The 25,830-nt window shown below is 49.5% G+C and carries 25 protein-coding genes and 4 pseudogenes; 7 read left to right on the plus strand and 22 right to left on the minus strand.

From position 1 onward, the window contains the following. Positions 1–118 precede the first annotated feature (118 nt). The 17 genes from V9W66_RS10325 to V9W66_RS10405 form a co-directional block, all read right to left on the minus strand. On the minus strand, positions 119–1,945 hold the full coding sequence (locus V9W66_RS10325; protein WP_144094174.1) for an antirestriction protein ArdA: 1,827 nt from the start codon (positions 1,943–1,945) through the stop codon (positions 119–121). A gap of 12 nt (positions 1,946–1,957) precedes the next feature. Then, positions 1,958–2,437, minus strand: coding sequence for a hypothetical protein (locus V9W66_RS10330; RefSeq protein ID WP_144094173.1), 480 nt, complete (start codon positions 2,435–2,437; stop codon positions 1,958–1,960). Beyond that, a complete protein-coding gene (locus tag V9W66_RS10335) occupies positions 2,424–4,523 on the minus strand; it encodes a type IA DNA topoisomerase (RefSeq protein WP_144094172.1) in 2,100 nt (699 codons plus the stop codon). The genes V9W66_RS10330 and V9W66_RS10335 overlap by 14 nt, the downstream gene beginning before the upstream one ends. Then, entirely contained in the window at positions 4,516–5,592 is a 1,077-nt protein-coding gene (locus tag V9W66_RS10340; protein WP_144094171.1) for a CD1107 family mobile element protein, read from the minus strand. The genes V9W66_RS10335 and V9W66_RS10340 overlap by 8 nt, the downstream gene beginning before the upstream one ends. Next, entirely contained in the window at positions 5,582–5,854 is a 273-nt protein-coding gene (locus tag V9W66_RS10345) for a DUF4315 family protein (RefSeq protein ID WP_005541834.1), read from the minus strand. Before V9W66_RS10345 ends, V9W66_RS10340 begins: the two co-directional genes overlap by 11 nt. Before the next feature lie 26 nt (positions 5,855–5,880). Continuing rightward, entirely contained in the window at positions 5,881–7,860 is a 1,980-nt protein-coding gene (locus tag V9W66_RS10350; protein WP_144094170.1) for a C40 family peptidase, read from the minus strand. Next, the gene (locus tag V9W66_RS10355; RefSeq protein ID WP_144094169.1) at positions 7,857–8,879 is read right to left on the minus strand and encodes a DNA cytosine methyltransferase; all 1,023 of its coding nucleotides are present in this window, start codon (positions 8,877–8,879) and stop codon (positions 7,857–7,859) included. The genes V9W66_RS10350 and V9W66_RS10355 overlap by 4 nt, the downstream gene beginning before the upstream one ends. Continuing rightward, complete coding sequence (locus V9W66_RS10360; protein WP_007705948.1) at positions 8,872–9,045, minus strand: hypothetical protein; 174 nt, start codon at positions 9,043–9,045, stop codon at positions 8,872–8,874. The genes V9W66_RS10355 and V9W66_RS10360 overlap by 8 nt, the downstream gene beginning before the upstream one ends. Beyond that, a complete protein-coding gene (locus V9W66_RS10365) occupies positions 9,038–11,467 on the minus strand; it encodes a VirB4-like conjugal transfer ATPase, CD1110 family (protein WP_186290069.1) in 2,430 nt (809 codons plus the stop codon). Before V9W66_RS10365 ends, V9W66_RS10360 begins: the two co-directional genes overlap by 8 nt. Further along, entirely contained in the window at positions 11,385–11,819 is a 435-nt protein-coding gene (locus V9W66_RS10370; RefSeq protein WP_186290068.1) for a PrgI family protein, read from the minus strand. Before V9W66_RS10370 ends, V9W66_RS10365 begins: the two co-directional genes overlap by 83 nt. A 14-nt stretch (positions 11,820–11,833) precedes the next feature. Beyond that, complete coding sequence (locus V9W66_RS10375) at positions 11,834–12,703, minus strand: VirB6/TrbL-like conjugal transfer protein, CD1112 family (RefSeq protein WP_021739912.1); 870 nt, start codon at positions 12,701–12,703, stop codon at positions 11,834–11,836. Positions 12,704–12,723: 20 nt separating this feature from the next. Beyond that, entirely contained in the window at positions 12,724–12,939 is a 216-nt protein-coding gene (locus V9W66_RS10380) for a Maff2 family mobile element protein (protein WP_005541840.1), read from the minus strand. Between the two features lie 36 nt (positions 12,940–12,975). Further along, positions 12,976–14,733, minus strand: coding sequence for a VirD4-like conjugal transfer protein, CD1115 family (locus V9W66_RS10385; RefSeq protein WP_144094168.1), 1,758 nt, complete (start codon positions 14,731–14,733; stop codon positions 12,976–12,978). Further along, a complete protein-coding gene (locus V9W66_RS10390; RefSeq protein ID WP_007705957.1) occupies positions 14,730–15,221 on the minus strand; it encodes a PcfB family protein in 492 nt (163 codons plus the stop codon). The genes V9W66_RS10385 and V9W66_RS10390 overlap by 4 nt, the downstream gene beginning before the upstream one ends. Beyond that, positions 15,222–16,118, minus strand: coding sequence for a DUF6017 domain-containing protein (locus V9W66_RS10395; RefSeq protein ID WP_144094167.1), 897 nt, complete (start codon positions 16,116–16,118; stop codon positions 15,222–15,224). A 170-nt stretch (positions 16,119–16,288) separates the two neighbouring features. Further along, positions 16,289–16,810 (minus strand): DUF5720 family protein, encoded by a 522-nt coding sequence (locus V9W66_RS10400; protein ID WP_117907916.1) that lies wholly within the window; start codon positions 16,808–16,810, stop codon positions 16,289–16,291. A 72-nt stretch (positions 16,811–16,882) separates the two neighbouring features. Further along, the gene (locus V9W66_RS10405) at positions 16,883–17,080 is read right to left on the minus strand and encodes a helix-turn-helix domain-containing protein (RefSeq protein ID WP_114000934.1); all 198 of its coding nucleotides are present in this window, start codon (positions 17,078–17,080) and stop codon (positions 16,883–16,885) included. Positions 17,081–17,711: 631 nt separating this feature from the next. Here V9W66_RS10405 and V9W66_RS10410 point away from each other — a divergent pair. Next, a pseudogene (locus tag V9W66_RS10410) lies at positions 17,712–18,272 on the plus strand (replication initiator protein A); the annotation flags it as partial. Here V9W66_RS10410 and V9W66_RS10415 read toward each other — a convergent pair. Further along, positions 18,271–19,188: pseudogene (locus V9W66_RS10415) on the minus strand (IS91 family transposase); the annotation flags it as partial. The pseudogenes V9W66_RS10410 and V9W66_RS10415 sit on opposite strands and share 2 nt — an antisense overlap. Next, entirely contained in the window at positions 19,185–20,033 is an 849-nt protein-coding gene (locus V9W66_RS10420) for a tyrosine-type recombinase/integrase (RefSeq protein ID WP_144094166.1), read from the minus strand. The gene V9W66_RS10420 and the pseudogene V9W66_RS10415, both read right to left, overlap by 4 nt. Positions 20,034–20,359: 326 nt before the next feature. On the opposite strand from V9W66_RS10420, the gene V9W66_RS10425 reads away from it, so the two are divergent. Then, positions 20,360–20,569 carry a DUF6219 family protein gene (locus V9W66_RS10425; RefSeq protein WP_008392833.1) on the plus strand — a complete coding sequence of 70 codons (210 nt, stop codon included), beginning with the start codon at positions 20,360–20,362 and terminating at the stop codon, positions 20,567–20,569. A gap of 105 nt (positions 20,570–20,674) precedes the next feature. Here the strand turns inward: V9W66_RS10425 and V9W66_RS10430 are convergent, their stop codons facing one another. From V9W66_RS10430 to V9W66_RS10440, 3 genes are all read right to left on the minus strand, one after another. Next, positions 20,675–20,944, minus strand: coding sequence for a hypothetical protein (locus V9W66_RS10430; RefSeq protein WP_243121734.1), 270 nt, complete (start codon positions 20,942–20,944; stop codon positions 20,675–20,677). A 168-nt stretch (positions 20,945–21,112) separates the two neighbouring features. Continuing rightward, on the minus strand, positions 21,113–21,427 hold the full coding sequence (locus V9W66_RS10435; RefSeq protein ID WP_243121732.1) for an ImmA/IrrE family metallo-endopeptidase: 315 nt from the start codon (positions 21,425–21,427) through the stop codon (positions 21,113–21,115). Between the two features lie 91 nt (positions 21,428–21,518). Continuing rightward, positions 21,519–21,977, minus strand: a complete 459-nt coding sequence (locus V9W66_RS10440) for a helix-turn-helix domain-containing protein (RefSeq protein ID WP_005423558.1) — start codon at positions 21,975–21,977, stop codon at positions 21,519–21,521. Between the two features lie 249 nt (positions 21,978–22,226). Between V9W66_RS10440 and V9W66_RS10445 the strand changes: the two are divergent. The 5 genes and pseudogenes from V9W66_RS10445 to V9W66_RS10465 form a co-directional block, all read left to right on the plus strand. Further along, positions 22,227–22,574, plus strand: a pseudogene (locus tag V9W66_RS10445) (DNA repair protein); the annotation flags it as partial. Beyond that, positions 22,574–22,846 (plus strand): annotated as a pseudogene (locus tag V9W66_RS10450) (PDDEXK nuclease domain-containing protein); the annotation flags it as partial. The pseudogenes V9W66_RS10445 and V9W66_RS10450, both read left to right, overlap by 1 nt. An 80-nt stretch (positions 22,847–22,926) precedes the next feature. Continuing rightward, positions 22,927–23,094 (plus strand): sigma factor-like helix-turn-helix DNA-binding protein, encoded by a 168-nt coding sequence (locus tag V9W66_RS10455; RefSeq protein ID WP_243121730.1) that lies wholly within the window; start codon positions 22,927–22,929, stop codon positions 23,092–23,094. A 228-nt stretch (positions 23,095–23,322) separates the two neighbouring features. Beyond that, positions 23,323–23,946 carry a TetR/AcrR family transcriptional regulator gene (locus V9W66_RS10460; protein ID WP_055066854.1) on the plus strand — a complete coding sequence of 208 codons (624 nt, stop codon included), beginning with the start codon at positions 23,323–23,325 and terminating at the stop codon, positions 23,944–23,946. Between the two features lie 110 nt (positions 23,947–24,056). After that, positions 24,057–25,829, plus strand: coding sequence for an ABC transporter ATP-binding protein (locus tag V9W66_RS10465; protein WP_144094165.1), 1,773 nt, complete (start codon positions 24,057–24,059; stop codon positions 25,827–25,829). Position 25,830: the final 1 nt, after the last annotated feature.

A 25,830-nucleotide genomic window follows, 5' to 3' on the forward strand; every position in this document is an offset into this window, starting at 1 on the left:
CACGCCCGGAAACTCTGCTTGCAGCCGTGAACACATTTTTTACAGATATGGTTATACTGCCGCCTGCCGTTCTCACCCAGGAAGAACGCCCATTCTAGCCGCCACTTCTTGCTTCGGCTCATAGGCAGTCATGCTCCGGCACATCACGGCCGGGCTTCTTGCCCTCCGGGGGCTTATGCTCAGCACATTCCCGTTTGGCATCCTCTAACCGCTCACGGATGGAAGGCTTCTCCGGCGTTGTCCGTTCTGCGTACTCCTGGGCTTTTTCCAATTCCTCGCCGCGTCTGCCGTTGTTGATAACACCGTCGATCATGCCGTAGTCATCCTCCAGCGTCATTTCAGCGGTGCGGAGAGGATTGTCCTTTTCCGGCTGCTCCGCTGCCACGGCAAAGGCCCGTGTACCGTTTCCCATGATAAGATACTTTCCATCATCGGAAATATGGTGGACACCATAACCGGCTGCCTCCATCTGCTCCCGGCTCATAGCCGTCACCTGAAAGCTGCCCCTGGGTGTCTGCACACGTTCGCCAGTTTCAAAACGGTCTGGCAGATAAGCGAGGTCTTGCTTCTCTGCCGGGACAGGGAGAACAACGATATTGCCATTGATCTGCATAAATCGTTCCGGCGTTTTGAACTGTTCCGTGTATTTCTGGATCAGTTCCGGGGACAGGGAGGCAAAATCTTCCTCACCAAGTCCAACCACCAAAAAAGTCCCTGCTACGATATCATAAATTTTTCCATTTTCATCCCGCAGCCCACGGTTCAGGTCAAGCCCGATGAGCTTTCCTTCATCATTGCAAACCAGCGCCACCGGGTCAGAATAGGGATAAGTTGCGCCAATGTCTCCGCCGACCTCCGCCTGCAGGGAATGAAGATTGGGGTCGATCTCCTTCACATAGGGTTCCTTCATAGGTTCCACTACAAGCACAGTCATCTTTTCCGAGGCAGCCCTTTCCGCAGCGGACAGCATTTCATCCGCATGGGACTTCTCCGGGTCCTCCAAAGCTGCCTTGACCTCCGCCGGGTCAAAATCAAGAAATTCCTCATAGCCCGTGGCGTCCTTGAATTTTTCGATCTCCGAGGGAAGATAGTCCTCCTGCGTCTGCCCCAGCGCCGCCAGCTTTTCATCCAGTGCGGAAATGCGTCCGGCCATCAGGCTTTCGTAAATTTCTTCCTTTGCGGCGTGCGCCTCTGGGTGCTCCGCCGCATACTGCGGATCGTTCTGACGGAAAAACTCATCCATGTCAAAGGCGATATCCATAGCCCACTCGGATTTTTCTTCTTCGGGAAGATCGTCCTGAAAAGTCATCACCCGGTACTCGTCGGGGATACTGCCGCGCTCACCGTCGTAATACTCATGGAAACTGTCACCCGTATCACGCACATAGCCCTGATCCGTGAAGGTGCCGTTTTCATCCATCGCCACATCCCGACCGTAGGCCTCATAGTCTATGTAGTTCTGCAGATGCTCCGGCACCTGCATGACCTCCAGCTCATCAATGTAATAGCGGCCCAGATCGTCATAGTCATGGATATCGGGATAAACCTCATAACAGTCCAGATTCTCGGTGAGGTTGATGATCTCCTGCAGGCTGCCGCAATGGTCGCCCATTTCCATACCGGCCTGAAACTGTGCGTATTCGCTTTCGCTCATTTCATCCAGCTTCGATGCCAGATAATTCAGCTCGTCCAGATTTTCATATTCACCCAGCTTACTGTAAAGACCGTCCACATAGCAGTCATAGTCCGTGATGAACCATTCCTCATAGGGCTGGCCGAAGTCGTCCTTCTGGCCGATCCCGATACGCTTAAACACTTCCTTCAATTCCTCGGCGGTGGTGGGAAACTTCACCCACTCGCCCACAAGCTCGCCCTCGTTATATTTCCCAAGATTGGTGATAAAGGCGGCAAAGGGATAATCCTTGTCGTGATCGTAATATGGCATATCAGCACCTCCTTACAGTTCCGGCGCAGACTTTTCCTTGTGGGGCTGCGCCTTGTTTTTTTCCGCACATTCCTTCTTGCCCTGTTCCAGCCGTTCCCGGATGGAAGGCTTTTTCGCCGGCTCCGCAGGGCGTTCATGATTCCACTCGTCGCCGGAAAGAGAAATATATCCGTGTTCCGTAAAATGGCCCTGTTCCTCCTGCATGGCGTACTTGCCAAACGGAACAGGGTCGATCGCTTTCAGAAGTTCCGGGGGCAGCAGCATATCCATGTGCTGTGCCAGATACCGCCACCCCAGATCGTTCAGATCGTGGATATTGGGCTCAAATACGAAATAGTCGATGTTGGCCGCAAACTCCTTGAACTGCTCCGGCGCTGTCAGCTTGAAGGGCGAGGTCTGCACCGCCGCCAGCACCTCCCGGTCCTCCGGGGAGAGGGCAGCTACCGCCGCCCTCACTTCGGGTAAATGTTCCAAAGTCTTATTTTCTGCCATCAGCACCAACCTTTCTTTTTGGAAATTCCAGCTTGAAATTGATGTACTTGCCGCCCGTGTCGTTCAGGATCACCGCAGCGTCATAAGCAGCCTGTTTCTTTTCAGACCACATTCCCTTGACATTGGTACGACCCTTGTTCAGAAGGTCCGTTGCCATCTTCTTTGTCAGTTCCTTCTTGCGGCTCGTCCAGAAGCGGTCATTTTTCCAGAGGACAAAACCGCAGGACCGATCTGAACATGCAAAGTTATTCTTGCCCTCATAGACCGGCTGGCCGCAGCGGGGGCAGGTGCCGATCACTTCCTTCTCCGGGGCAAACAGCTTTTTGCCATCCTCGGAAATGCAGGAATAGGTGGACACGATCTCTTGAACCATCGTGCGGATACCGCCCATGAAGGTATCCGGGTCAGCGCCGCCCCTTGCGATCTCCGTCAATTTCTGCTCCCATTCCGCTGTCAGCATGGGAGAGGTCAGCGGCTCCGGCAGGACCGTGACAAGGTTGATACCGGCTTTTGTGGGGATCAGGCTCTTGCCCTTACGTTCCACAAATCCGGCTGCCACCAGCTTTTCAATGATGGCTGCCCTGGTCGCAGGCGTGCCAAGACCTTTTCGCTCCGCCTCATCGGGAATATCATCCTTGCCTGCGTTCTCCATAGCGGACAGGAGGGTATCTTCGGTGTAGGGCTTCGGAGGCTGGGTGAAATGCTCGGTAACAGCAACCTCCGCGCCGTCAAAAGTCTGCCCTTCGGTGAAGTCTGGGAGCGTATCGCCGTCCCCATCCACAGGCTTTTCTTTCAGGGATGCACGGAAAATGCGGTCGATTTCCCGCCAGCCTTCAGAGATGACGCACTTGCCCTTTACGGTGAAGGAATGGTCGCCGCAGTCGAAAGTTGCCGTGACCGCCTCATACACATACGGCTCCGCCGATGCACACAGCAGCTTGCAGCATACCAACAGGAACAAATTACGCTCGCCCAAAGGCAGAGCCTTGATATCCGCTTTTTCAATCTCCATCGTGGGAATAATGGCGTGATGGTCGGATACGTCCTTGTCGGAAATCATGGCCTCCACCAGCGGAAAGAAGTTGCCGCAGCCATCAAAGGGCGGCAGCTTTGCCGCCAGGTGGATCACGCAGGAAGCCGTTTCTGCCATGTCGGAGGTCAGATACCGGCTGTCCGTGCGAGGATAGGTCAGCAGCTTCTTTTCGTAGAGGCTCTGGGCGTAGTCAAGGGTCTGCTTTGCTGTGTATCCGAACAGGCGGTTTGCCTCCCGCTGCAAGGTGGTAAGGTCATAGAGCTTCGGAGGCTGTTCCTTCTTCTGCTCCTTTGTGACAGAGGTACAGGTGACGGCCGCACCCTTGCACATGGCCGCTGCCTGTTCCGCCTCTGCCGGATCGGTGAACTTCTCCGACACCGCTTCGGCTCCGTCCAGTATCAGGCGCAGCAGATGATATTTTTCTTTGTGGAACAGCGTGATCTTCGCGTCACGCTCCGCCAGCATTGCCAGTGTGGGGGTCTGAACACGGCCCACATTCAAGGTACGGTGATAGAGAACGGAGAAAAGACGAGTGGCGTTGATCCCCACCAGCCAATCCGCTTTCTGACGGCAGAGGGCAGATTGATACAGGGCTTCATAATCGGCGCCGGGGCGCAGGTCAGAAAAGCCCTCTCGGATAGCACTGTCCTCCATCGAGGAAATCCAGAGGCGAAGGACCGGCTTGCGGCAGCCGGTCATTTCATACACCAGCCGGAAGATCAGTTCACCTTCACGCCCGGCGTCACAGGCATTGACAATGGTATCCACGTCGGAGCGATTCATCAGAGCACGGAGATTTTCAAAGGCGTCCTCTTTACCCGATGCCAGCACATAGCGGAACGGCTCCGGCAGAATGGGGAGATCGTCATAGCGCCATTTCTTGAAATTCTCGTCATAGCCGCCCGCATCCATCGGGGATACCAGGTGTCCCACGCACCAGGATACGAGAAGGCCGCTGCCCTCATAAAAGCCATCGGCCCTGGATGAAGCACCCAGGGCCGACGCGATAGATTTTGCTACACTTGGTTTTTCTGCGATAATCAGTTTACTCATTCTTTTCCTCCGTTTCCTCGTCCTCGGTCAGATATTCTTCTTCATCCTCCAGGTCGAAATCATCCAGATCAGCGGGAACTTTCTTGCCCTGCTTCGGTTTCAGCACCAGGAAATAGACCGCCGCGCCGCCTCCGGCTGCCAGGATCAGCAGCACCGCCAGGATCGCCCCGGCATTACTTTTCTTTTCAGGCTCCGGATTCTCCGGCTCGGTGGGCTCCGCAGCTTTCTGTTCTGTGCCAACACATTCACTAAAGTTTTTTACGCAGACCGGGCAAGCGGTATTGACCGCTCCGGCCTGGCACTTCTCCGTACAGGTGCAGACAATAGGCGTTTCCGCCTTTTCTCCGTCCTCCGTGAGTGCCATGAGATCGGCTTCATCCACCTGGTTCAGAAAATGCACGGTTTCCTCGCCCTCATCGTCACGGTCGATAATGAGATAGAACACATTGCCGTTCTTCGTTTCCACTGTAATAAACTGCTTGCCGCTGGCGGTCGGGCTGCCAATATCGTCGATCAGTGACAGGTTCCCATCCGGCGTCAAAGCGGCACCGCCATTCAAACCACCGCCCAGCATACCCAGCAGATTTTCCAGCGTTTCCGTGTCCAGAGAGAAAGAACCTCCCCCGGAGCCAGCCTCGCCGTCACTTACCGTCATGTAGCCGGAATAGACATAGCCGACTTTCTCCGGCAGGATGACCTTCAGCCAGTCGCCGTCCGTGCCGATCACCTTCACGGTCGTTCCATTGGGAAGCTGGGTGAAGGCGGTATAATCCATTCCCGCACCCGTGCGGACATTCAGATTGCCGCCGCCCGTGGTGACGGTGCCGGTCTGCCCGGAGTCATTTTCGCCGGAACTGAACTGGATACCATCCTCGGTGACGGATACCGTGACCTGGCTGCCTGCCAGAGCGGAAAGCAAATCAGAAACTTCCTCGGCTGTTTCCTGCTCAGCCACGGACACGGTGGTTTCCTCGCCGCCGCTGGCAAAGGCGGTGATAGAAAAAGCGGCAGTGCTGAGCACTACCGCCAAAAGAGCCGATGCCATTTTTGTCATAAAGTTATGCTTCATCCTCGTATCCCTCCGTTTCCTCATTCTCGGTGTTGCCCTCCTGCAGCATACCTTCCGGCAGGGAGATCATGCCGCTGGCATAGGCTTTCAGGAAAGCGGTCAGTTCCTTGTTGTCCATCTTCACGGCTTTCACCATGCGGACGATTTCCAGATTTTCTTCCTCCGCAAGCTGAGCCTCCAGCGCACGAAGGCGTTTCTGCTGCTCCGCGATCTTTTCTTTGGTTTTCGCAATGTCATTGCGGATCTTCTGTGTCGTTGCCATAAATCAAATTACCTCCATATCGTTTTTTAGTTGTAGGGTGGTCGCCCGAAAGCGTAAAAGTGGGATTGCCAGTAGCTTGTGTTGATATCTGCATACTGGATGGGGTCGCCGCAATGCAGCATTTTTCCACCGCCCACATAGATACCCACATGGGAAACGCCCGGTGTATCGTAAGTGCCGACGAAAAAGATCAGGTCGCCGGGTCTTGCGTTGGCAGAGGATACCGGGGTTGAAATATTGTAGAGTCCTTGGGCTCCCAGTCTGCCCGTATTGCAGACGCCGCTTTGCGTCAGCACCCAGGATACGAAGCCGGAGCAATCAAAAGAAGTGTTCGGATTGCTGCCGCCCCAGACATAGGGATAGCCGATGTACTTCTCCGCCTCGGTAATGAGCGCTGCAAAGGTTTCATCTTCCAGTGCGGAAGGCGGAATATCATAGGTGGTGGGCGGTTTGGTGTACTTGTCTACATAGCCGGAGCCTGGAAACAAATCTTCCCGGTTCCCCAGCGTTGCCATATAGACCGCATACAGGGAAAGAGTTTCTTCGTCCATGATGTAGACCGGCACATGGGAAAGGTCAAAGTTTTCCAGCTTTACCTTGCAGATATAGTAGTTGTACGGTACTTCCACGTCATAGTCGTTTCCCTCGCTGTCTGTCCGCGTCTCCGTCCGATAGCGTACCTCCACCTCCACGGTCTGCGTCAGGATGTACTGCTTTTCAAAGAGCATTTGCAGCTCCGCCTGAACCTCATCGATGGTGAACACCCCTTCATGGAACGCCGTGAGAATGGAGATCAGCACATAAGGGTCATGCTCGATCTCGTCCAGGTCAAAACGGTATTCGTCATATCCGGGATGCAGAGCCTCATAGTGGTCCAGCTCATATTGAAGCTCCTGCTCCAGTTCGCAGTAGGCCGCCTCCGCAGCCAGCATATCCGCGTCCTCGGAGAGATAAGAAGAAGTGAATACACCGCCCACGCCGGAGCCTGCCATCATGGAACAGGAAGATACCCCGCCAAACAGCAGGGCAACACAGGTGCCAATGCCGATCACCAACAGCACCGCCCGGCTATGGTGCTTGATGTAGAGGAATGTTTCCTTGAAGGCGTCCTTTGCTTTCTGCGCTGCACTTTTCGCCGTGGCCGCTGTGTTCTTTGCGGTTTTCTCTGCCTGTCGCAGCTCCTTTGCATAGTTCCGCCTGATCCGCTGTTTCTGCAGAAAGCGGGATACCGGGTTAGAAGCCGCCAATGCAGGATCATCATGCAGTGCCTTTTGGTAAAGGTAGTCGGCGTTTGCCTTAAAAGAAGCCTGCTCTGCCTTCGCCGCGTCACGCCAGGGCTTTGTGCGGTGATGGTGGACGGCGGCACGGACTTTGCCTTTTCCGTAGGCAAGCCCGCGTTCCGTCAACACCTCGCCTTTGTGTCCGGCCTCTACACCCACATTTTCCTGCTCTACCTCATGCACCTTCGCATGGGCAGCGTGGACGATCTCATGGACCGGCCGAGAAAGCGGATTGTGCCGCAGGCGTCCATTGGGGCGTTTCTCTACTTCTTCAAAGTGAAGCTGCGTTTTGCCTTTTCCGGCTGTCTCGTCAAAAACACGCTCGGTACGGAGAACTTTCTTTGTGGGGATAGCGGCCGTTGCCGCATCCAGCCGATCCGCCGCACGGTCGGAACGGTCAATGTATTTCCCAAGTGCGGGATCGGCACGTTCTTCCTCGGTGAATTGCAGACGGGAGGACGGGCGCTGCCTTGCAGCAGAACCATCCCGCACCGCCTGGGTATCAGCCTTTTCAGCCTTTCGTGCGCTTTTCTTCTCATGGTGCTCCGCCGCACGCAGGGCAAGATCAGCCGCAGCGCCAGCGGATTCTTCCGAAGAAGCGGACAGTTCCGTTTCCGGCTCCCGGCTGCTGATATGTTCCACCTCTCCCGTGGCAAGGTTTTCCGATACCGCACCGTCACGGGTCATTTTCTGCGCGATCTTATCGGTCGCTTTCAGTTCCCTCATAGGCAGTCACCTTCCTTTCCATAAGGGCAAAAGTCGCCGCAGGTGCCATTCTCGATCATGGCGATATAGCGGAAAATGGGATAGGCCTGGGGCGGGCAGACCGCATTTCCCAATGTTTTCAGCCGCAGCGCCCGGTCATCCATGCGCTCGGTCATGCGGGGGATTCCTTCCGGTTCGGCGGCCCAGAGGATACGTCCGTCCATCCTTTCGGAAAGCCCATGAGCCATTCCACCCAATCCGGGTTCAGTGCTGCCGTTTCGGACACCGGCCGCTCCTGGGAGATGATCTGCGCCGACAGGTTCCCGTCCTTCTTCGTCGGATCGAAGGCCGATGGCTTCAAGGTTGAGCGGAAACCGTCCGACGCCACCGGGGTCAGATAGAATACCGCCGCCGACAGGCTCAGGCTCCAAATCGCCCCGTTTCGGTTCCTCTTGCGGAATATCCCATTGTCCGACAGGAACACATCCAGGCTTGCCGCGTCCCTGGCGGTGTTGTTGTCGGAGGCAAGGGGTGTGGGAAACATCAGCCGCGACGATAAAAGTTCGCTGGCGCTCATGCCATGCGCCGACGCCGCAAGCCGGAAATACGAATGGGAGAACAGCGTATCCCGCTTTTGCCAGGTCAAAGATCGTTTTGTCGAGCCCCATATTGATGAAGCCAGCAACATTTTCCCCAAGCACCCAACGGGGCCGCAGCTCGGTAATAACGCGGCACATTTCCGGCCACAGGTAGCGTTCATCCGCAAAGCCCTTCCGTTTTCCGGCGGTGGAGAAGGGCTGACAGGGAAAGCCGCCTGAGATAACGGTAACTGTTTCAAGTCCTGTTTTTTCAAAAAACGCCTCCTTCGTAAAAGTAGTAATATCCCGGAACCTGGGAACATCCGGCCATCGTGCGGAGAGGACGGAGTGCGGAAAATCCGCCCACTCACACTGGCAGACGGTTTCAAACCCGGCAGCCTCCGCCGCCAGGTCCAGACCGCCAATGCCGGAAAACAGGCTCACATGGGTCAGTTTATTCATGGCCCTTCGGTACACGGAACGGTTCGATCTCACTTTCCAACTCCGCAAGGACCGCCTCCATATCCGCCGTGACCGCCTTACTTCTGGCAATCAGCCGGTTCATCACATCAAAGAAGGTTTCGCCCTCCTGTTTTTCTTCCGTATGCAAATAGCGGGGATCATTCATGTTCGTTTTCTCCTTTCCCGGTTTCACCAAGTTTTGTTGTCATAATGCTGTAAAGTTCATTGTCCTTCGGGAAGTCATCCACAAAAGGCAGAATCACATTACCAAAGAAGATCAGCCCCTCGCCGGGGCCTGCGTTGCTGATATGCGCCGCCTGCTGGTTGGAGATATTCAGGCGCTCGCAAAGGATTTTCCTGTCTCCGCTGGCCTGGTTCAGAAGGTACACAAAATCGCTGTTTTCAAAGATATTCTCGATCTCCGGGGAGGAAAGCAGGTCCTTGATGTTCTGCGTGATTCCCGTGGGGATACCGCCCCATTTGCGAAAGCGTTTCCAAATCTCTACGCTCCAGGAACCAACCTCGCCGCGCAGCAGAAGGTGGAACTCGTCCACGAAATACCAGGTGGATTTGCCCTGATCCCGGTTTTGGGAAACACGGTTCCATACCTGGTCCTGGATCACCAGCATACCCAGGCTTTTGAGCTGCTTTCCCAGCTCCTTGATATCAAAGCAGACAATGCGGTTGTTGATATCCACATTGGTACGGTGGTTAAAAACATTCAAACTGCCATGCACATACAGTTCCAGTGCCGCCGCGATCCGCTGCGCCTCCGGCTCCGGCTGCCGTTTGATCTCGTCATACAAATCTTCCAGCAGCGGCATATTCTCCGGGCGGGGGTCTGCGATATAGGGGCGGTACACGATCCGCACGGCACGGTCAATGACCGTCTTTTCCACCGGCTCCAGACCGTTCCGGCCACCTGCCGCCAGTTCGCAGAATGACAGGATAAAGTCGGATTTCAGTGCCAGCGGGTTATCGTCCTCGCTGTAATTGAGGTTGATATCCATAGGGTTCACATACTGCGTGCTGGTTGGAGAGATTTTGATGACCTGGCCTTCCAGCCGGTTCACCAGCGGAAAATATTCCGCCTCCGGGTCGCAGATCAGGATATCGTCCTTTGTGTTCAGGAACACACCCACGATGGAACGCTTTGCGGAAAAGCTCTTGCCGCTGCCGGGCGTACCTAAGATCATGCCGTTGGGCGTTTTCAGCTTTTTGCGGTCGGCAAGGATCATATTGCCGGAAGTGGCATTGAGCCCGTAGTAGAGGGCTTCGCCGCCGTGGAAAATCTCCTGTGTGGTGAAGGGAACGAACACCGCCACCGCCGAAGTGGTAAGCCCGCGCTGTATCTTAATGCGGTTGACACCCAGTGGCAGAGCCGACACGAAGCCGTCCTCCTGCTGAAAGTCCAGCCGCACCAGGGAGCAGTTATATTTCTGTGCCACGCTTGCCGCACGGAGAAGGTCATTCTCCAGCTTTTGCTTGCTGTCTGTAAAATTCACCACCAGGAAGGTCATCAGGAACATTCGCTCATTTCTGCTTTGCAGGTCACGGAGGATATTCTTTGCCTCGCCGGCATAGGTGGCAAGATCGGTGGGGATGATATCCATATCGAAACCTTCCCGCACCGCCTTTTTCTGCGCGTCGATCTTCATACTGTCAATGTCGGTGATCTTCCGCTTGACCGTTTTGATCGCCTCGTTCTGGTCCATGCTGCGGATATGGAGGCTGACAAGCAGCCCGCTATCCGTATCCAGCAGTTCGGTGAGCATACGGTCATCCATTTCCGGTGCGCTGATCTGCAGAAAAGATGCGGCACAGAATTTATCCGCCATCGTGAACTTCCTTGCTTCACCGAAGCGGAAGGAGGAAGGTGCGATAAAATCCTGGAGCGACAGGCCGGAAGGGGCAAGCCAGCTCCATTCAAAGGCAAACCGTTCCCCGTCCGGGTGCAGGATGCCGTGGAGCATTTCCAGCCACTCCTTGCCGCCAAGCTCCTTTGCCAGAGCGCCCATGACCTTGAAATGGTTGAGGGCGTCCATGACGATCCGGGAAAATCGTGCCCGTGCGGTTTTGCTGTCCCGTGCCTCGATGGTGAGGGTCAGGTACTTTGTTTTGATAAGACCGTTGTTGCCCCGTTCAAGCTGCTTGCGGAGCATCTGCGTGTAAAGCTCACGGATATGGTCGAAGTGATCTCCCTGCACCGCGATCTCGATACGCTTTACAAAATCCTCCCGGTTCATGCGGCGGCTCACAAGGGAGAGCTGCATCCCGATAGAAGCGTCATGGGCGTTATACATATCGCAGAGGGCTTCAAAAATCGCTGTTTGATCGTCAGGTTTCGCAAGCTGATAATTCACATCCTCGAACTCGATACACTTCGACCAGGTGTGGTCGTCCAGCTTGCACAGGCCGTCCGGGTACATCTGGCGGAACGGTAAGGTGTCCTGTGCAGAATGTACCTTGCCGTCGCCTCTGGCAGTTTCCAAGATACGGCTGATCTCACGCTTTTCTGCGGCGGTGAGCTTTACCGTGGGTTTTGCCGCCTGTCGTGCCTGCGGCTTTGGCTTTCGCTTTCTGAACAATGGCTTTCACCTCCTTTTCCGCCTGGACCTGCCGCTCCAGGGCTACATAGAAATTGTTTGTCTGGTAAGGCCGCTCTTTCGTCCGCAGGAACATACAGCGGATGACCTGTCCGGCCACCACTTCAAGAGGTTGGCCGTGCCGCTCATACATGGCGAGCAGAAAGAACGGGAGCATGACGATAATCATGCAGAACGCGGCGGCGCTGTTGCTGGCCGTGCGTCTGAGCAAAAAGAAAAGCGGTACTCCGATGAGTGCCGCCGCTCCGAAACATATAAGCTGCCGTTTGGTAAGCCCAAACAGCACTTTGGATTTTACTTTCGTCAAATCCTTTGGAATGGTTACATACGCCAATTTATCAAGCCTCCTTAATGCGCTCCGAACAGGCTCTTAGAGAGACTGCCGGTCTTGAACAGGGCGAAGCACAGCAGGACCGTGTAGCCCATGCAGGCCCATATTGCGCCTGAAATATTTCCGTCCGTGGCGATACTCTGTACCAAAACAGAGTAGATTCCCACGCACACCATGATTAGAAATGCCTGGAATGCCAATGCAAACAGGGATTTCAAGTAGTTCTGTCCTGTATGGCTCCAATCCCGGTTTGTCATAGTGGCAAGCGGAATCGGTCCAACGGAAGTCGTCAAATACACCTCAATCATGCGGCCGTAGATGACAAGCATGATACAGATGGAAAGGGCGTTCATGGTAAGCCCCACGAAAAGGGACTGGAACCACAGCCCGAACAATTCTCCCGTGCCCAGGGCTTCAAGCTGCGCCTCCATATCCGTGATGACGCTGCTGATATCAATGGAGGTATTCCCGATGATGACGCCTGCGCTGCTGTTCACAACGCTTTGCCCCACATCGAAGATACCCATGACGATATTCCACGTGTTTGTCACAATGAGAACGGCACAGAAAGTCTTGAAAATCCACTTGAAGAACATCCATGTATCTACATCGTGCAGATTGTTTTTCTCTGTCACAAGCTGGATCAGCTCATAACACATTACAAATGTCAGGATAACCCCGGCGATTGGAACGATCACCGTTTCAGAGAGGTTTCGGATCATAGAAAAGACGCCGCTGTTCCACGCCAGCGGCGTCTGGCCCACTTCACCGGCGATCTCGCCTACTTTGGTATTGACCGTATCGAACATGCCCGACAGGTTTCCCGTGATCCCCTCGATGAGCAGACCTCGGAGCCATTCATCGAGTTTGTCGAGTATGCCGCCCATAAGCGATCACCGCCGGACGATCAACCGAACAGGCCGGAGAGCAGAGGTACAAGGGTGATGCCGATGAGGGCGACACCGCCGCCGGCCATCAACTGTTTCATACCCTGGCTTTTGGAAGCAGGGTTGTCCTGGCCGTAACCTTCCAGAAGGTTGATAACGCCCCAGATACCAAGACCTGCGCCCAGGGCCACTACGAGAGTCTGCAAAACACCAACTGCACTGTTGAAAAATTCCATAAAATAATCCTCCTAAAAAATGTTTTTGATTTTGGGTTAAGTTGTTGCGTCAATCTCGTACACATCGAAGGTGTCCGTGGGTTTTACCACGGCACGCTGCTTCTTCATGTACCGTTCCATGTCAAAGACATTTTTAGGGTCGGCGTCGGCCGTGTATCTGTAATTCGGGTGCCGGGTGAGGTCGTACTTGTCCGAAAGGAACGGACGCACGCCTCGCAGCATGAAGATACACTTGCCGCCGTCCATCACTGCCAATTCGTCCTGGGTCATCAACTCCTTTCCTAATTTCTGATAACTGAGGCCGTGGGAAACCTGGCTGCCCCGGTTTTCGGACTGGTTATAGAGATCAATGGTCTCTTTCCCCAGCAGCTCCGAAATTTCCTTGAGCGTGGATTTCTCCTTGCCTCCCAAAAACAAAGTGCTGTCACAGTTACCGACAATAGTATCTGCGGCGTCCTTGTAGATGGTCTTTAACTGGCTCTGCGATTGCAAAATAATAGAAGCCGATATTTCACGGCTTCTAATGGTGGCGATCAGCTTATCGAAGTTCGGTATCTGGCCGATGTTTGCGAACTCGTCCAGGATCAGGCGTACATGGACAGGCAGTCGCCCGCCGTAGAAGTCATCCGCCTTGTCGCAGAGCAGATTGAAAAGCTGACTATACATGAGGGCGGCCACGAAATTGAAAGTGCTGTCCGTATCTGACAGGATCACAAACAGCGCCGTCTTTTGGTCGCCCAGGGTATCCAGTTCCAGTTCGTCATATTCCATCAGGTCCCGCAGCTCCTTGATATCGAAGGGAGCAAGCCGGGCGCCGCAGGAAATGAGGATGGATTTTAAGGTCTTGCCCGCCGCCATCTTGAATTTGCGGTACTGCTTCACGGCGAAGTGGTCCGGCTCCCGTTCTTCCAACTGAGAAAAAAGCAGGTCCACCGGGCTTTGATAGGTTTCGTCATCCTCTCTGGCTTCACTGGCATTGATAAGGTCCAGAAGTGTGATGAAGTTCTTTTCTTCCTCCGTGGCCTCGTACCAGATGTAGCCGATCAGCGCGGAATAATAGAGGCGTTCCGCTTTGACCCAGAAATCTTCCGAAGATTTTTCGCCTTCGCCCTTCGTGTTCATAATCAGGGCGTTCACCAGCTTTAAGATATCCTTCTCTGACCGAATGTAGGCCAGTGGGTTGTATCTCATGGATTTTCGGAAGTTTATCAGGTTGAGGCACTTGATACGGTATTTCTTCCGTTCCAGGAAAGTGCCGATCTCCGGCAGCAAGGTTCCTTTCGGATCGGTGCAGACATAGGACGAATGGGCTTGCAGCAGCGACGGCTTACAGAAGAACCGCGTCTTGCCGCTGCCGGAACCGCCGATCACCAGAATGTTTTTGTTTCTGGCATACTTCGGCTGCTTTGGACGGCTCGCCATTGTGATCCGCTCCGTCTGCGTCATAGGGATGTTCTGGAAAAAGTCCTTGTCCATGTAGGGAGCGATATCTGCCGCTGTTCCCCAGCGGGCAGAACCATATTCGATTCCGTGGCGGTATTTCTTTGCGTTCTTGCCTTTCAGATAGACCGCCATGCGAAGGATCACCGCACCCGCTATGCCGATCAGCAGGTCCGTGGGATGGAAACTGAGCCACGGGGAGGAAATGGCTGCCGTGAAGCCGTCCCCAATGGAGAGCAGCTTGCCGGAAAGGTCAGCACCGGGCGCAAGCCGGAAAGCCTGTGCCAGCTTATCGAAGGGATACACGAACAGAAGATACGGGAGATTCAGCAAAAACAGTTTTTTCATGTTCATCTCTGCACGCTCCGATCTTTGACCTTTACTTTCTCCCGGTCAATGGTGCGGTGTTCCGTTTTCTCCGCCGCCTGTTCCTTCGCCTGGGTCAGCCGTTCCCGGATGGAGGGCTTTTCCTCACGGCTCATTTTCCGGCTGGCAAACTCCTGAAATGCCGCTGTGATGGCATCCGCGTCCCGGCTTTTGAAAAAGACCAAGTAACGGGGCTGCTCTGCGGCGGTGTCCTTCTTCAAGGCAAAATCCACATGGTATTTCTTCGCCACACGGGAGAAAGCCTTGATATTCTTGTCACTGATCTCGATATTGGCAAGACCGGCGTTCTGGCTGGCAAGCTGTTTAAGGCTCTGCCTGCCGCGGTAGATTTTGGGCTTCTGGCTTTTCTGGATTTCCTCCAGGAATTTTTTGACGGCCTTTTCAAAGACCTGCTCACTTAGCTTGGCTCCGTCAACAATGAGTGTCACGGCGCCCCGCGTTACTTCCTCCTGCATTTACCCTCGCCCCCTTTGCCCGTCCCCGTACATATCGTGCTGCACCAGGGAAGAATAATAGCTGTTGATGGTGGTCGGGGCGTTATACAGCGCCGCCAGCAGATATTTCTTGATGTTGCGGACATAGGAGGTATTCTCCTTCATGCAGTCTATGACATACTGCACATGGGAACTGTCCAGCTTCATAAACCGGGACTTTACTACCTCCGCCGGATAATCATCTCCGGCAATGCGGATGACTTTGCGGGCAGAACATACGGTATCCACGATCAGGTCAACGATCTCGTCAAGCTGCTCACGGTCGATATGGCTGTCCTGCACCAGATAGCTGTACTCGATGTTATCCAAAATCACTTCACGATAGCATTCTCTGGCTCCCATCCGATCCATTCCCATCCTTGCCCCTGCGGGGGTAGGGGGATTTGATTGGATAGGATTTGATATCTCCGTACTTGATAAATCAGTCTTTGTTTGATTAGTATTTAATTGTGCGGGGTTTTCCGTACACGGTTCCGCCGTATCCGGGACACCCATATCCGGGTTTTCCGTATATGGCTTTGCCGTACCCGGTAAAGGCGTACCTGGGCTTGACGGCGGCTCGCACTGAGGCATTTCGTAAATGACATACTCGGTATCCGTGATCTTGCCTTTTTCATCCCGAAGCTGGGTGCGCCGGATATACCCGTGGGTTTCCAGCTCCTTCAATGCCGCACCGATGCTGTCCACACCTTCCCGGCAGATCGCCGCAAGACCTCTGGTGGTGTAATTCCACTCGTCAGGGAGCGACAGCATCATGGACAGCAGCCCTTTGGATTTCAGGGTCAGCGTTCGATCTTTCAAGTGATGGTTCGACATGACCGTATAATCACGGGTCTTTTCAATACGAAAAACAGCCATCTTCGTACCTCCTTCCTGTGAAAATAAAAAGTGTTGATTATAAGCGGTTTATCCGTTTGTACGCCTCCATAGCCTCCCACATGGGAAAACATCTACACCCTGTTCAGAACGCAAGCCACGGAGGAAGAAACAGAAGATTTTCCGCTGATTTTGATACATTTTGGGGGCGACTACCTCTCACGGTCTTTATGGTCATAGTGGAGATCGCCAGAAAGCACTTTCGCATGGTTACGGATTTTGATATGTCCCTTTTCCTGATTTTCCAAAGCCTTGCTGTATCCGGTGTCGGTCAGGAACAGGCGCATTTTCTCACCCTTCCAGCCAACAGGCGAGTCATGGGTAAGCACATCAAAGACGATCATGTGCCTGGTTGCCGGGTCGAAACGCTCCAAAGCCATAATGTCATGGCCGGATAACTTCTGCGCCCCGGATCGTTGCCTGGCTTCTGCCAGCATTTCCCCGATGGTGCGGGCTTTCTCCGGCAGACGGTATTCGGCCTGCACCTTGCGGATCAAATCCATGCACTCCTGATCCGACAGTGGGCGGAGCTTGTCCAGAAGGCCTTCCGCCGTTTCTTTCGTTGCCGGGTTCGGCGCATAGCGCCATGTCATGTAAATCTCATTCAGGGCAGCGTTCTGATTGGTACTTTCAATCTGAAACACCATCCTCATTTCTGCTTCTGTCAGTTTCATTGCCAGCCTCCTTCAAAAATGGGTATAAAAAAACGCCATAGGTTTTTGAGCCTACGGCGTTTCTTGCGATATTCACAATTCCAAACTTTCCAGCCACTCGTCAAAAGATTTCTTGGAGACGCGGATCGCATTTCCGATGCGGACGATCCTGAACTCCTCCTGCTTGACGAGCTGATATGCGGTTGTGCGGCCAATGTTGAGCATGGCCGCAATCTGTTCCACGGTATATGTGCGCGGTTCCGGCAGTGACTTTTTCTCTTTCTTGTCCATAGTAACCTCCATGTATTTGCCTTGTCATTTTGACTAAGGGAGTGAAGAATGGCAGTAGCAATCGGCTTTGGCTGGGTGTCCTCTTGCTAAGAATTTGCTAATAGGACCACCCAACGGACACATAAAACTGCGTCAGAATAGGTGTTTTGCACCATAAAGTTCGTTTACTACAAGTCATTCTGCGTAAGGGATGATATTGGAAGTTACATCCGAACCGTGTATCACATGGTAAGCCATACTCCTAAGCGAGGGGTCGGAGGTTCAAATCCTCTTGGCGACGGGCTTCAAAGCGTTCGAAAATGTTAGCTGGATTAGCTGAAAACGAACGCTTTTGTTATTTTCAAATCACGTTCGTGACACAAAATTCCATTCAAAATGATCAATTTCCAGCTAACACAATCCGATTTTTGTTAGCTGACAGCTAATCAAAATTACCGGTCTGCAAACATGGGTTTTAGAAAGTCCAGCTAACATTTGGGTTCCGCTCTGTTGTCACCCCTTATTCGGCGATGTAAATCAGAGAAAAGCCGGGAAAAGAAACAATCTCTCCCAAACCTGCAAACATAAATTAGCTGAAACAGTATTCAATTCTATTAGCTACAGCTAATGGTCAAACAGCAATGTCTGTTTGGAACTTTACTATGGACTGATGTTGGATCGAATGTCTCTTTCCATCAAGAATCAGTGGTTTGACGAGAAAAACAGAGCATATATCTACTTTTTCATCGAAGATATCATGGAATTACTGAACTGTGGCAGAAATAAAGCCATCAAATCCATGAGAGAACTGGATGACGAAACAGGAATTGGTCTGATTGAGAAACGAAGACAGGGATTTGGAAAGGTGAACGTCATCTACGTGAAAACCTTTATGTCTGAGAAAACAGATGAGAAAAAATTTGAAGAGGAATTAAAGAAGTTTAAAAAACAAACTTCTGTGGAAAATGAGGAACCTACAGAAGTTTACAATTCAAACTTCATGAAGTCCCAAAATCAAACTTCTAGAAGTCCCGAAAACAAACTTCAAGAAGTTTACTTTTCAAACCCTAATAATACTAATCTTAGTGATACTGAAATGAATGATAATAAATCTAATCATATTGTATCTGTGGATGAGGAAAGATTTGATAGCGATAATTGCTCTGAGGATTATCAGACTTATGAAAACCTTGTCAAAGAAACCATTGATTATGCATTAAAAATCGACGGATAAATTCCTCGCTGGATAAGGTGATCTCTTTCCAAAGCCCTTGGTTTTTGTAATCTTTAGCAGAAAATGTAACTGTAGATTCTGTCATGTCTTTGATACGGTAGTTGCTGATAGCAATCCGGTGGGTGTATTTTCCAAGGTATCTGATGACAGATTCGGCACCGTCAAATGGTTTCTTGCAATAAGGAATCCATTCCTTTGCATAGCAGGTATTTAACAATTCCTTGAAAGTATAGTAGTTTTTGTAAGGTGCAGCCGATCCATGAAATTCAAGCCTGTCATTTTCCCAGAGCTGCTTAAGTTCAGCCATGTATTTTCCACGAAACGTTTTTGAGATTACCTTAATCGGAAGGAAAAAATCTTTCCCATTGTCTTTCCAATGATTTTTCACATCCAGCCCTCCACCAAGAACAATCGCATGGATATGAGGATGAAAGTTCATGGTACTTCCCCATGTATGGAGAATACCAATATAGCCGATATCAGTCCCAAGGTATTTACTGTCAGCAGCAAGTTCACTGAGAGTATCTGAAGCCGCATGATAAAGAACAGCGTATAAGAATTTCTGGTTGCTGTAGATAATGGGATTGAGTTCTTCCGGAACTGTAAAAACCACATGGAAATAAGGAGCATCTAAGATATCCTCACGCCGTGCATCTACCCATTTTTCTTTTGGAAATTCCTGACACATAGGACAGCACCTGTCACGGCAGGAGTTATAGTGGACTGACATGCAGCCGCAGTCCTCGCATACGCTTACATTCACACCAAAGGCACCAGTTTTGCAATTCATGATGTGATAAGCGGCCTTTCGCTGAGCGGGAGAAATACTATGTGTGGATTCAAAAGATGAATAAAAACGATGAAAAACATCCTGAATCGTACAATCCTTACTCATGATTCACCACCTTCCGGGTTGTCGAACGGGCTGCGGATTCCAAGAAGTGTCTTGTTGCTCACATGAAGGTAAACATCTGTAGAGCGAGGATCAACATGTCCCAGAAGTGACTGGATATATTTTATATCTGTGCCATTTTCGAATAAGTGGCTGGCAAAACTATGACGGCACGCATGAGAGGAAACATGACGGTTAATGCCGGCGAGTTTAGCACTTTTCTTAAAGAACTGGTTAACACTGGCTATATCAAGATATCCACCGGGCCAGGAACTTGGGAAAAGGATATCTTTAGGGCGGCCACATTTGTACCAATACTCTGTGAGAAGGTCTAAATTCTTTTGAGACAGAATTGTATACCTGTCAATTCTGCCTTTGGTTTCACGAACATGAATTGTCATGTTGGTACGTGAAATGTCATCATAGTGAAGATGGATCACTTCAGAAACCCTCATGCCAGAAGAATACATGATTGCGAACATAGCCTTATATTTGATGTCGTCAACAGCAGATAACAAACGGTCAATCTCAGAGGCGGTCAGTACAGTCGGAAGTTTATGTTCCAGGATCATACGAGGAACTGTGATATCATCCCAAAGGATATGCAGGACATTCCGATAGAAAAAACGGATAGCAGAATTATAGAGATTCAGGGTTGTGGCTTTCAGTCCTTCCTCTTTTTTCGCAAGCAAAAAAGTCCTGACATCCTGACAGGTAAGCTCTTCAGGATTCTTATTCTGATATTTCAGAAAATAAGAGACATAGTTTTTATAGCAGTTGATGGAACGTTCTTTAAGGTTATGGATTTTTCCGGCTTCCTCAAGCTGTTCTAAATATTTTTCATACATAATAAAATCCTCCATATAAAATCAGTAGTTATCCGGAACACTGCTTTATATGGAGGTGCATTTGGGTCATAAAACCGCTTGCCAACCAAGCGGAAGGGTGGTATTCTTTTCATAGGCAGTGGGAAGGTCGATCCTGTTTGATTGTTTCGTTGTGGTGACTTAACAATACTACCTTTAGGACTTGCTTTCCACTGTTTTGTTATAGAAAAAAGAAAATCGCTATGCCATAGCCTTGGTAGGCCATCGCGCAGCGATTTTGTTCAATTCCAGTTTGTATATATCTTTTAAAAGGTATATGATTAAGAAAAACGGCAGGAGGTATCTGAATGAAATCACATAAATATTGGTCTATCGGTGCACTGATTACAATGCTTGGAACTTTTTATACAGGTTATAAGGGATCAAAAGAAGGCCATAAGTACTTTGCAGCAAGTTCTTTGCTTTGCATGATTATGGCTATTTATACAGGACACAAGATGATTTCTGGTAAAAGTAGGAAGAAAAAAGAAGTTTCAGTAGAGAGTGTTGAAGATTAAAAAACAAAATATTTTAATAAATAACGCCAGTGCGGGATTTTTGATATCCAGTACTGGCGTTATTTATTCTACAGGGGCTTGGGGGTGTAGCCACCAAATATATTATTAATTTTCTTCTTCGGTAAGTTTGTTAAGGATCCACTCCCTATTGATAACAATATCCTCATCATCGCGGAGATCTTTGAAATCAGTGCAGTGTGAAGAAGCAAATTCATACATATTGTCAATGTCAACTGCACCAGTGATTTCACCCTTATTAATGATTATAAGAATATTTGTTCCGTCGTCGTCGACAGCAAAGCGCAGTTCATCAAATTCTTTATTAGGATTATTCTCGTGAAGAGAATCTGCCACAAGTAATTTAACAAGTTCCATTATCCTGTCATCTTTACCTGCATCAAAAATCTGTATCTTTTCAACGAGCTGACTTTGGTGATGTTACGATTCGGGCTAAATATTTTTTAGTACGAAAATCAAACAAAGCATTTTCACCATAAAACATTTCATATGTCTTCTCTACTTCTGATTCAGAAACCAGATAAATCATGATAAGATCTTCCATCTGGTGATATTGTAGAGGGTATCATCTTGCACCGGAGCCATTTTCAGCTGGGAACGATGCAGGATGATATGCCCTAATTCATGGGCGGCAACGATCATCTTTTCTTCTTCTGAAAGGAAACTGCTGATCATGACATAGATCGTCTTGCAGCTCATAAAACAATATCCTTTCAGTGTCTTATATCTGGAAGTTTCCCCGACAACAATGTTCATCTGATCCATGATCTCAAATGGATCTCGGGTTCCATATTTCTTGATTAATTTCTTTGTTTCTGTATATATGTAAGTGTTTCTCAAATAAATCACCTCAAAAGTAAAAAATAAAAGGGCAGAAATATCCTTGTAACTATAAGGTAACAGATTAGGTGTACAATAATCCCGCCTTCTATTATTTTTCCTCTTGGTTTTTCAGATATTTTTTCGGTGTAAATTTCTTTGCACGTCTTTTGGAATCCAGATAAAGGCTCTGGATCTCATCCATAAAAGCTATTTTATCTTCGTCTGTCAGTGATCCACCGGCAAACATAGCTGCAGCCTGTTCCAGGATCTGCTGAGCCTGTCTGGCACCACGGTTACCAAACTGTTCGGATGCTTCTGTGATAAAAGCTTCATTCTCACTCATGAGATAAGAAACGTCACACTGTAATGCATCTGCCAGTTTCTGATACAGAACATTTTGTTTTGGAAAACGTCCTTCTACTTCCCAGGATCGAATGGTCCTATATGAAACACCAACCATACTGGCCAGTTCCTGCTGACTCATCTTTTTTTCTTTTCTTAATGATCTTACTTTTTCACCGAATGTCATAAACATACCTCTTTCTAAACCTTGTCTTATAAGTTTCATTAGCCGCTTCAAGGCAAAACGGGAAATGTGTCTCCCAAAAAAAATAAAAATTAATCTTAACAAAGGGAAATATCTCTCCTATAATGTGAATCACAGATAAGGGAAACATCTTTCCTATAAGATGCACAATATTTCCTCTTTTGTCAATGAATATGTGAAATGAATTTCCTGTATTTTGAAGAAAACAGGAAAGATAGACAGTCATTGATAGTTAAAATGGGATACGTGTTACAAAAAGAGGAAAGACGTATGGGAGGTGGCAATGTGAGTCAGGATCAGACTTCTATTATCTGTATTGATCTGAAGTCCTTTTATGCTTCTGTAGAATGCGTAGAACGTGGACTGGATCCATTTAAAGTAAACCTGGTGGTTGCAGATCCGACCAGATCAAAGTCAACAATCTGCTTGGCAATCACTCCGGCTATGAAGTCTCTTGGCATCAAGCACCGGTGCCGGATCCATGAGATACCGGATTGTGTGAAGTACATTACAGCCATGCCGAGGATGCAGTTGTACATGGATTATTCCGCAAAGATCTATGGAATCTATCTGCGGTATGTCTCAAAAGAAGATATCCATGTGTACAGTGTTGATGAGAAATAAAAACAGGAAAATTTGATTCTTCTTATGCAGGTCAATTGGGAACTTATGTTGTGGCTGTTAATCATCAGATGAAAACAGAAGCCGATAATCCTACATTGGGACTTCTGATTTGCAAAGATATGGATAAAGTAGAAGCCCAGTATGCATTAGAATCTACTAGCCAGCCACTTGGTATTTCTAGCTATGAATTATCAAAACTTATACCAGAAGAGTTTAGAGGTAGTATGCCTACTATTGAAGAGATTGAGGCTGAATTAAATGAATAATTTTTAGTTTGGGAAACTTGTTGTTGAGTTAAAAATGAATTTAAGTTCGTGAAATCATAGAGTGTATTGAGAATCAGGAATTGTATCATGTACTGATCACCGTGGACAGGCTTACCCTTCAGATCGTTCTGATGAAGATCCAGGGGTATAGCACTCATGAAATCGCCAGGTATCTGAAGATTACCGAAAAGGCGGTTTACAGGCGTATGGACAGGCTGAAAGAAAAAGTGAAGAAGATCTTTGGATAATTCATGATAATCACAAAGCAGGGTGTGAGAACAATCTCCGCCCTGCTTATCATTTACTAGAAAAAATAAAACTGTTATAAAAACCAGTATTTAAAAATTTTATCAGTAATAAAGTGCAGAATGATGTTTGGATTGCTGTTTTTATGCAACTATTTCTTGTTGCTCTTGACAAAATCATTTTTAGAGATTAAAATTATAACAGTGTTATATAGCGCTGTTATATAGGAGGTGTGCAAAATAAACGGAAATGGAACGACTTTAGAAAATATCCACCGGGCAGCGAAAGCAGAATTTTTAGAAAAAGGATATAAAGACGCTTCCCTGCGGAATATTGTGAAATCCGTGGGAATGACTACCGGAGCCTTTTACGGATATTACAAAAGCAAAGAAGAACTTTTTGAAGCCATCGTTGGTGAGCATTACGAATATATTCGTAACCGTTTTATAAAGGCACAGCAGGAGTTCGCCGAACTACCAGCTGCCCAGCAGCCGGAAGTCATGAGTGATATTTCGGGAATCTGCATGTACGATATTCTCTATTATGCGTACGAACATTTAGAGGAATGTAAACTGATCCTCTGCTGTTCGGAAGGAACAAAATTTGCCGGGCTAATTGATGAAATGGTGGAGATTGAGGTAGATGGGACGCATGCCTATCAGGATGTCTTAAGGCAGCTTGGACGGTCCTCTCCGCATATCGATCCTTCGCTGGAGCATATTCTGATCACCGGAATGTTTCATACTTTTTTTGAATTGATCATCCACGAAATGCCGCTCAAAGATGCCGAAAACTACGTTAAAGAAATGCGCGCCTTTTATACAGCGGGATGGATGAAAATTATGGGGCAGTAATGCCTTATAATTTTTGTTCAGCAGTTAACTATAACTAACCTAAATTCGGATATTGTAAGAACATAGACGTGTTCTCTTTATCATAAACACAAAGAAAAGGAGGGATTTTTTTGAAAAAGCAATCCAATTTATCACGCCTGCTGGAAATTGCAGGCAGCCATAAGTACCTGACCTATGCTTCCTGGGTGCTTTCTGCCATCAGTGCCCTGATTGCTCTGGTACCATTCTATTACATCTGGAAAATGATCAAGGAAGTATTGGAGGTGGCACCGAATTTTAGTCAGGCACAGAACCTGACCGGTAATGGCTGGATGGCAGTATTGTTTGCGGTTATAGCGGTGCTTGTCTACATAGCAGGGCTGATGTGTTCACATTTGGGTGCATTTCGTATTGCTACAAACCTGCGTATCCAGACCATGGAGCATATTGTTAAGCTTCCTCTTGGATTTGCCGAGAGTTTTGGCAGCGGAAAACTGCGCAAAATCGTCAACGAATCCAGTGCAGCCACCGAAACCTATCTCGCCCATCAGCTTCCCGACAGAGCCAATGCCATTGCAACCCCCTGCGGTCTTTTGGTGCTGTTGTTCGTGTTTGACTGGAGACTGGGACTGTTGAGCCTTGTTCCGGTTGTGCTGGGCTTTCTGATCATGATGGCAATGACCGGAAAGCAGATGCAGGAAAAGATGAAAGAATACCAGAATGCGCTGGAGGATATGTCCAATGAAGCGGTAGAGTATGTCCGCGGGATTCCGGTGGTAAAAACCTTTGGCCAGACGATCTTTTCCTTTAAGAAGTTTAAAGACTCCATCGACCGGTATAAAGTATGGGTGATCGCCTATACCAAGCAGCTTCGGACGCCGATGATGTTCTATACAGCTGCGATCAACGGAGTTTTTGCCACACTGATCGCCGGAGGACTGTTGCTTACACAAGACGGTGTGACTTCCGGTTTCTTACTGGATCTCATTTTCTATATTATCATTACACCGGTTATTTCTGTTACACTGACACGCATCATGTTCCAAAGTGAAAATGCCATGATCGTAGATGACGCTTTACAGAGAATTGACAGCGTTTTGCATTTGAAGCCTCTGGAGGAAACCAAACACCCAATGCATCCGCAAAATGCTTCTGTGGAACTGAAATCGGTTCATTTCAGCTATGATGGAAAAAAAGAAGTATTAAAAGATATTTCACTGACCATTCCTGAAGGACGAACCGTAGCTTTTGTCGGCCCGTCCGGCGGTGGTAAAACAACCCTTGCCAACCTGATTTCCCGATTTTTTGATCCCCAGAGCGGAATGGTAAAAATAGGTGGTGTCAATGTGAAAGACATCCCGAAAGAGGAACTCATGAATACGGTGTCTTTCGTATTTCAGAACAGCCGTCTGATCAAGGCGTCCATTCTGGAAAATGTGCGTATGGGGAAACCGGAAGCTACCCGTGAGGAAATTCTGGCTGCCCTTCATCACGCCCAATGCGATGATATTCTGGAAAAACTCCCACAGGGTGTGGATACGGTTATCGGTACAAAGGGTGTCTATCTTTCCGGCGGCGAGCAGCAGCGAATTGCCATTGCCCGTGTAATGCTGAAAAATGCTCCGATTATCATTCTGGATGAAGCCACTGCCTTTGCTGACCCGGATAACGAAAGCCGCGTACAGGCTGCTTTCTCAAAACTTTCCGAGGGAAAAACGGTGATTATGATTGCCCACAGGCTTTCTACCGTAACAAATGTGGATCAGATATTTGTCATTTGCGACGGACAGGTTGCCGAGTGCGGCAACAGCCGTGAATTGCTTGCAAAAGACGGCATTTTCAGCCGTATGTGGAAAAATTACCAGACTTCCGTGCAATGGAAGGTAACAAAGGAGGTGCAGTGAT

The organism is Blautia massiliensis (ex Durand et al. 2017) (assembly GCF_051861785.1).
GTDB classification, from domain to species: domain Bacteria; phylum Bacillota; class Clostridia; order Lachnospirales; family Lachnospiraceae; genus Blautia_A; species Blautia_A luti_A.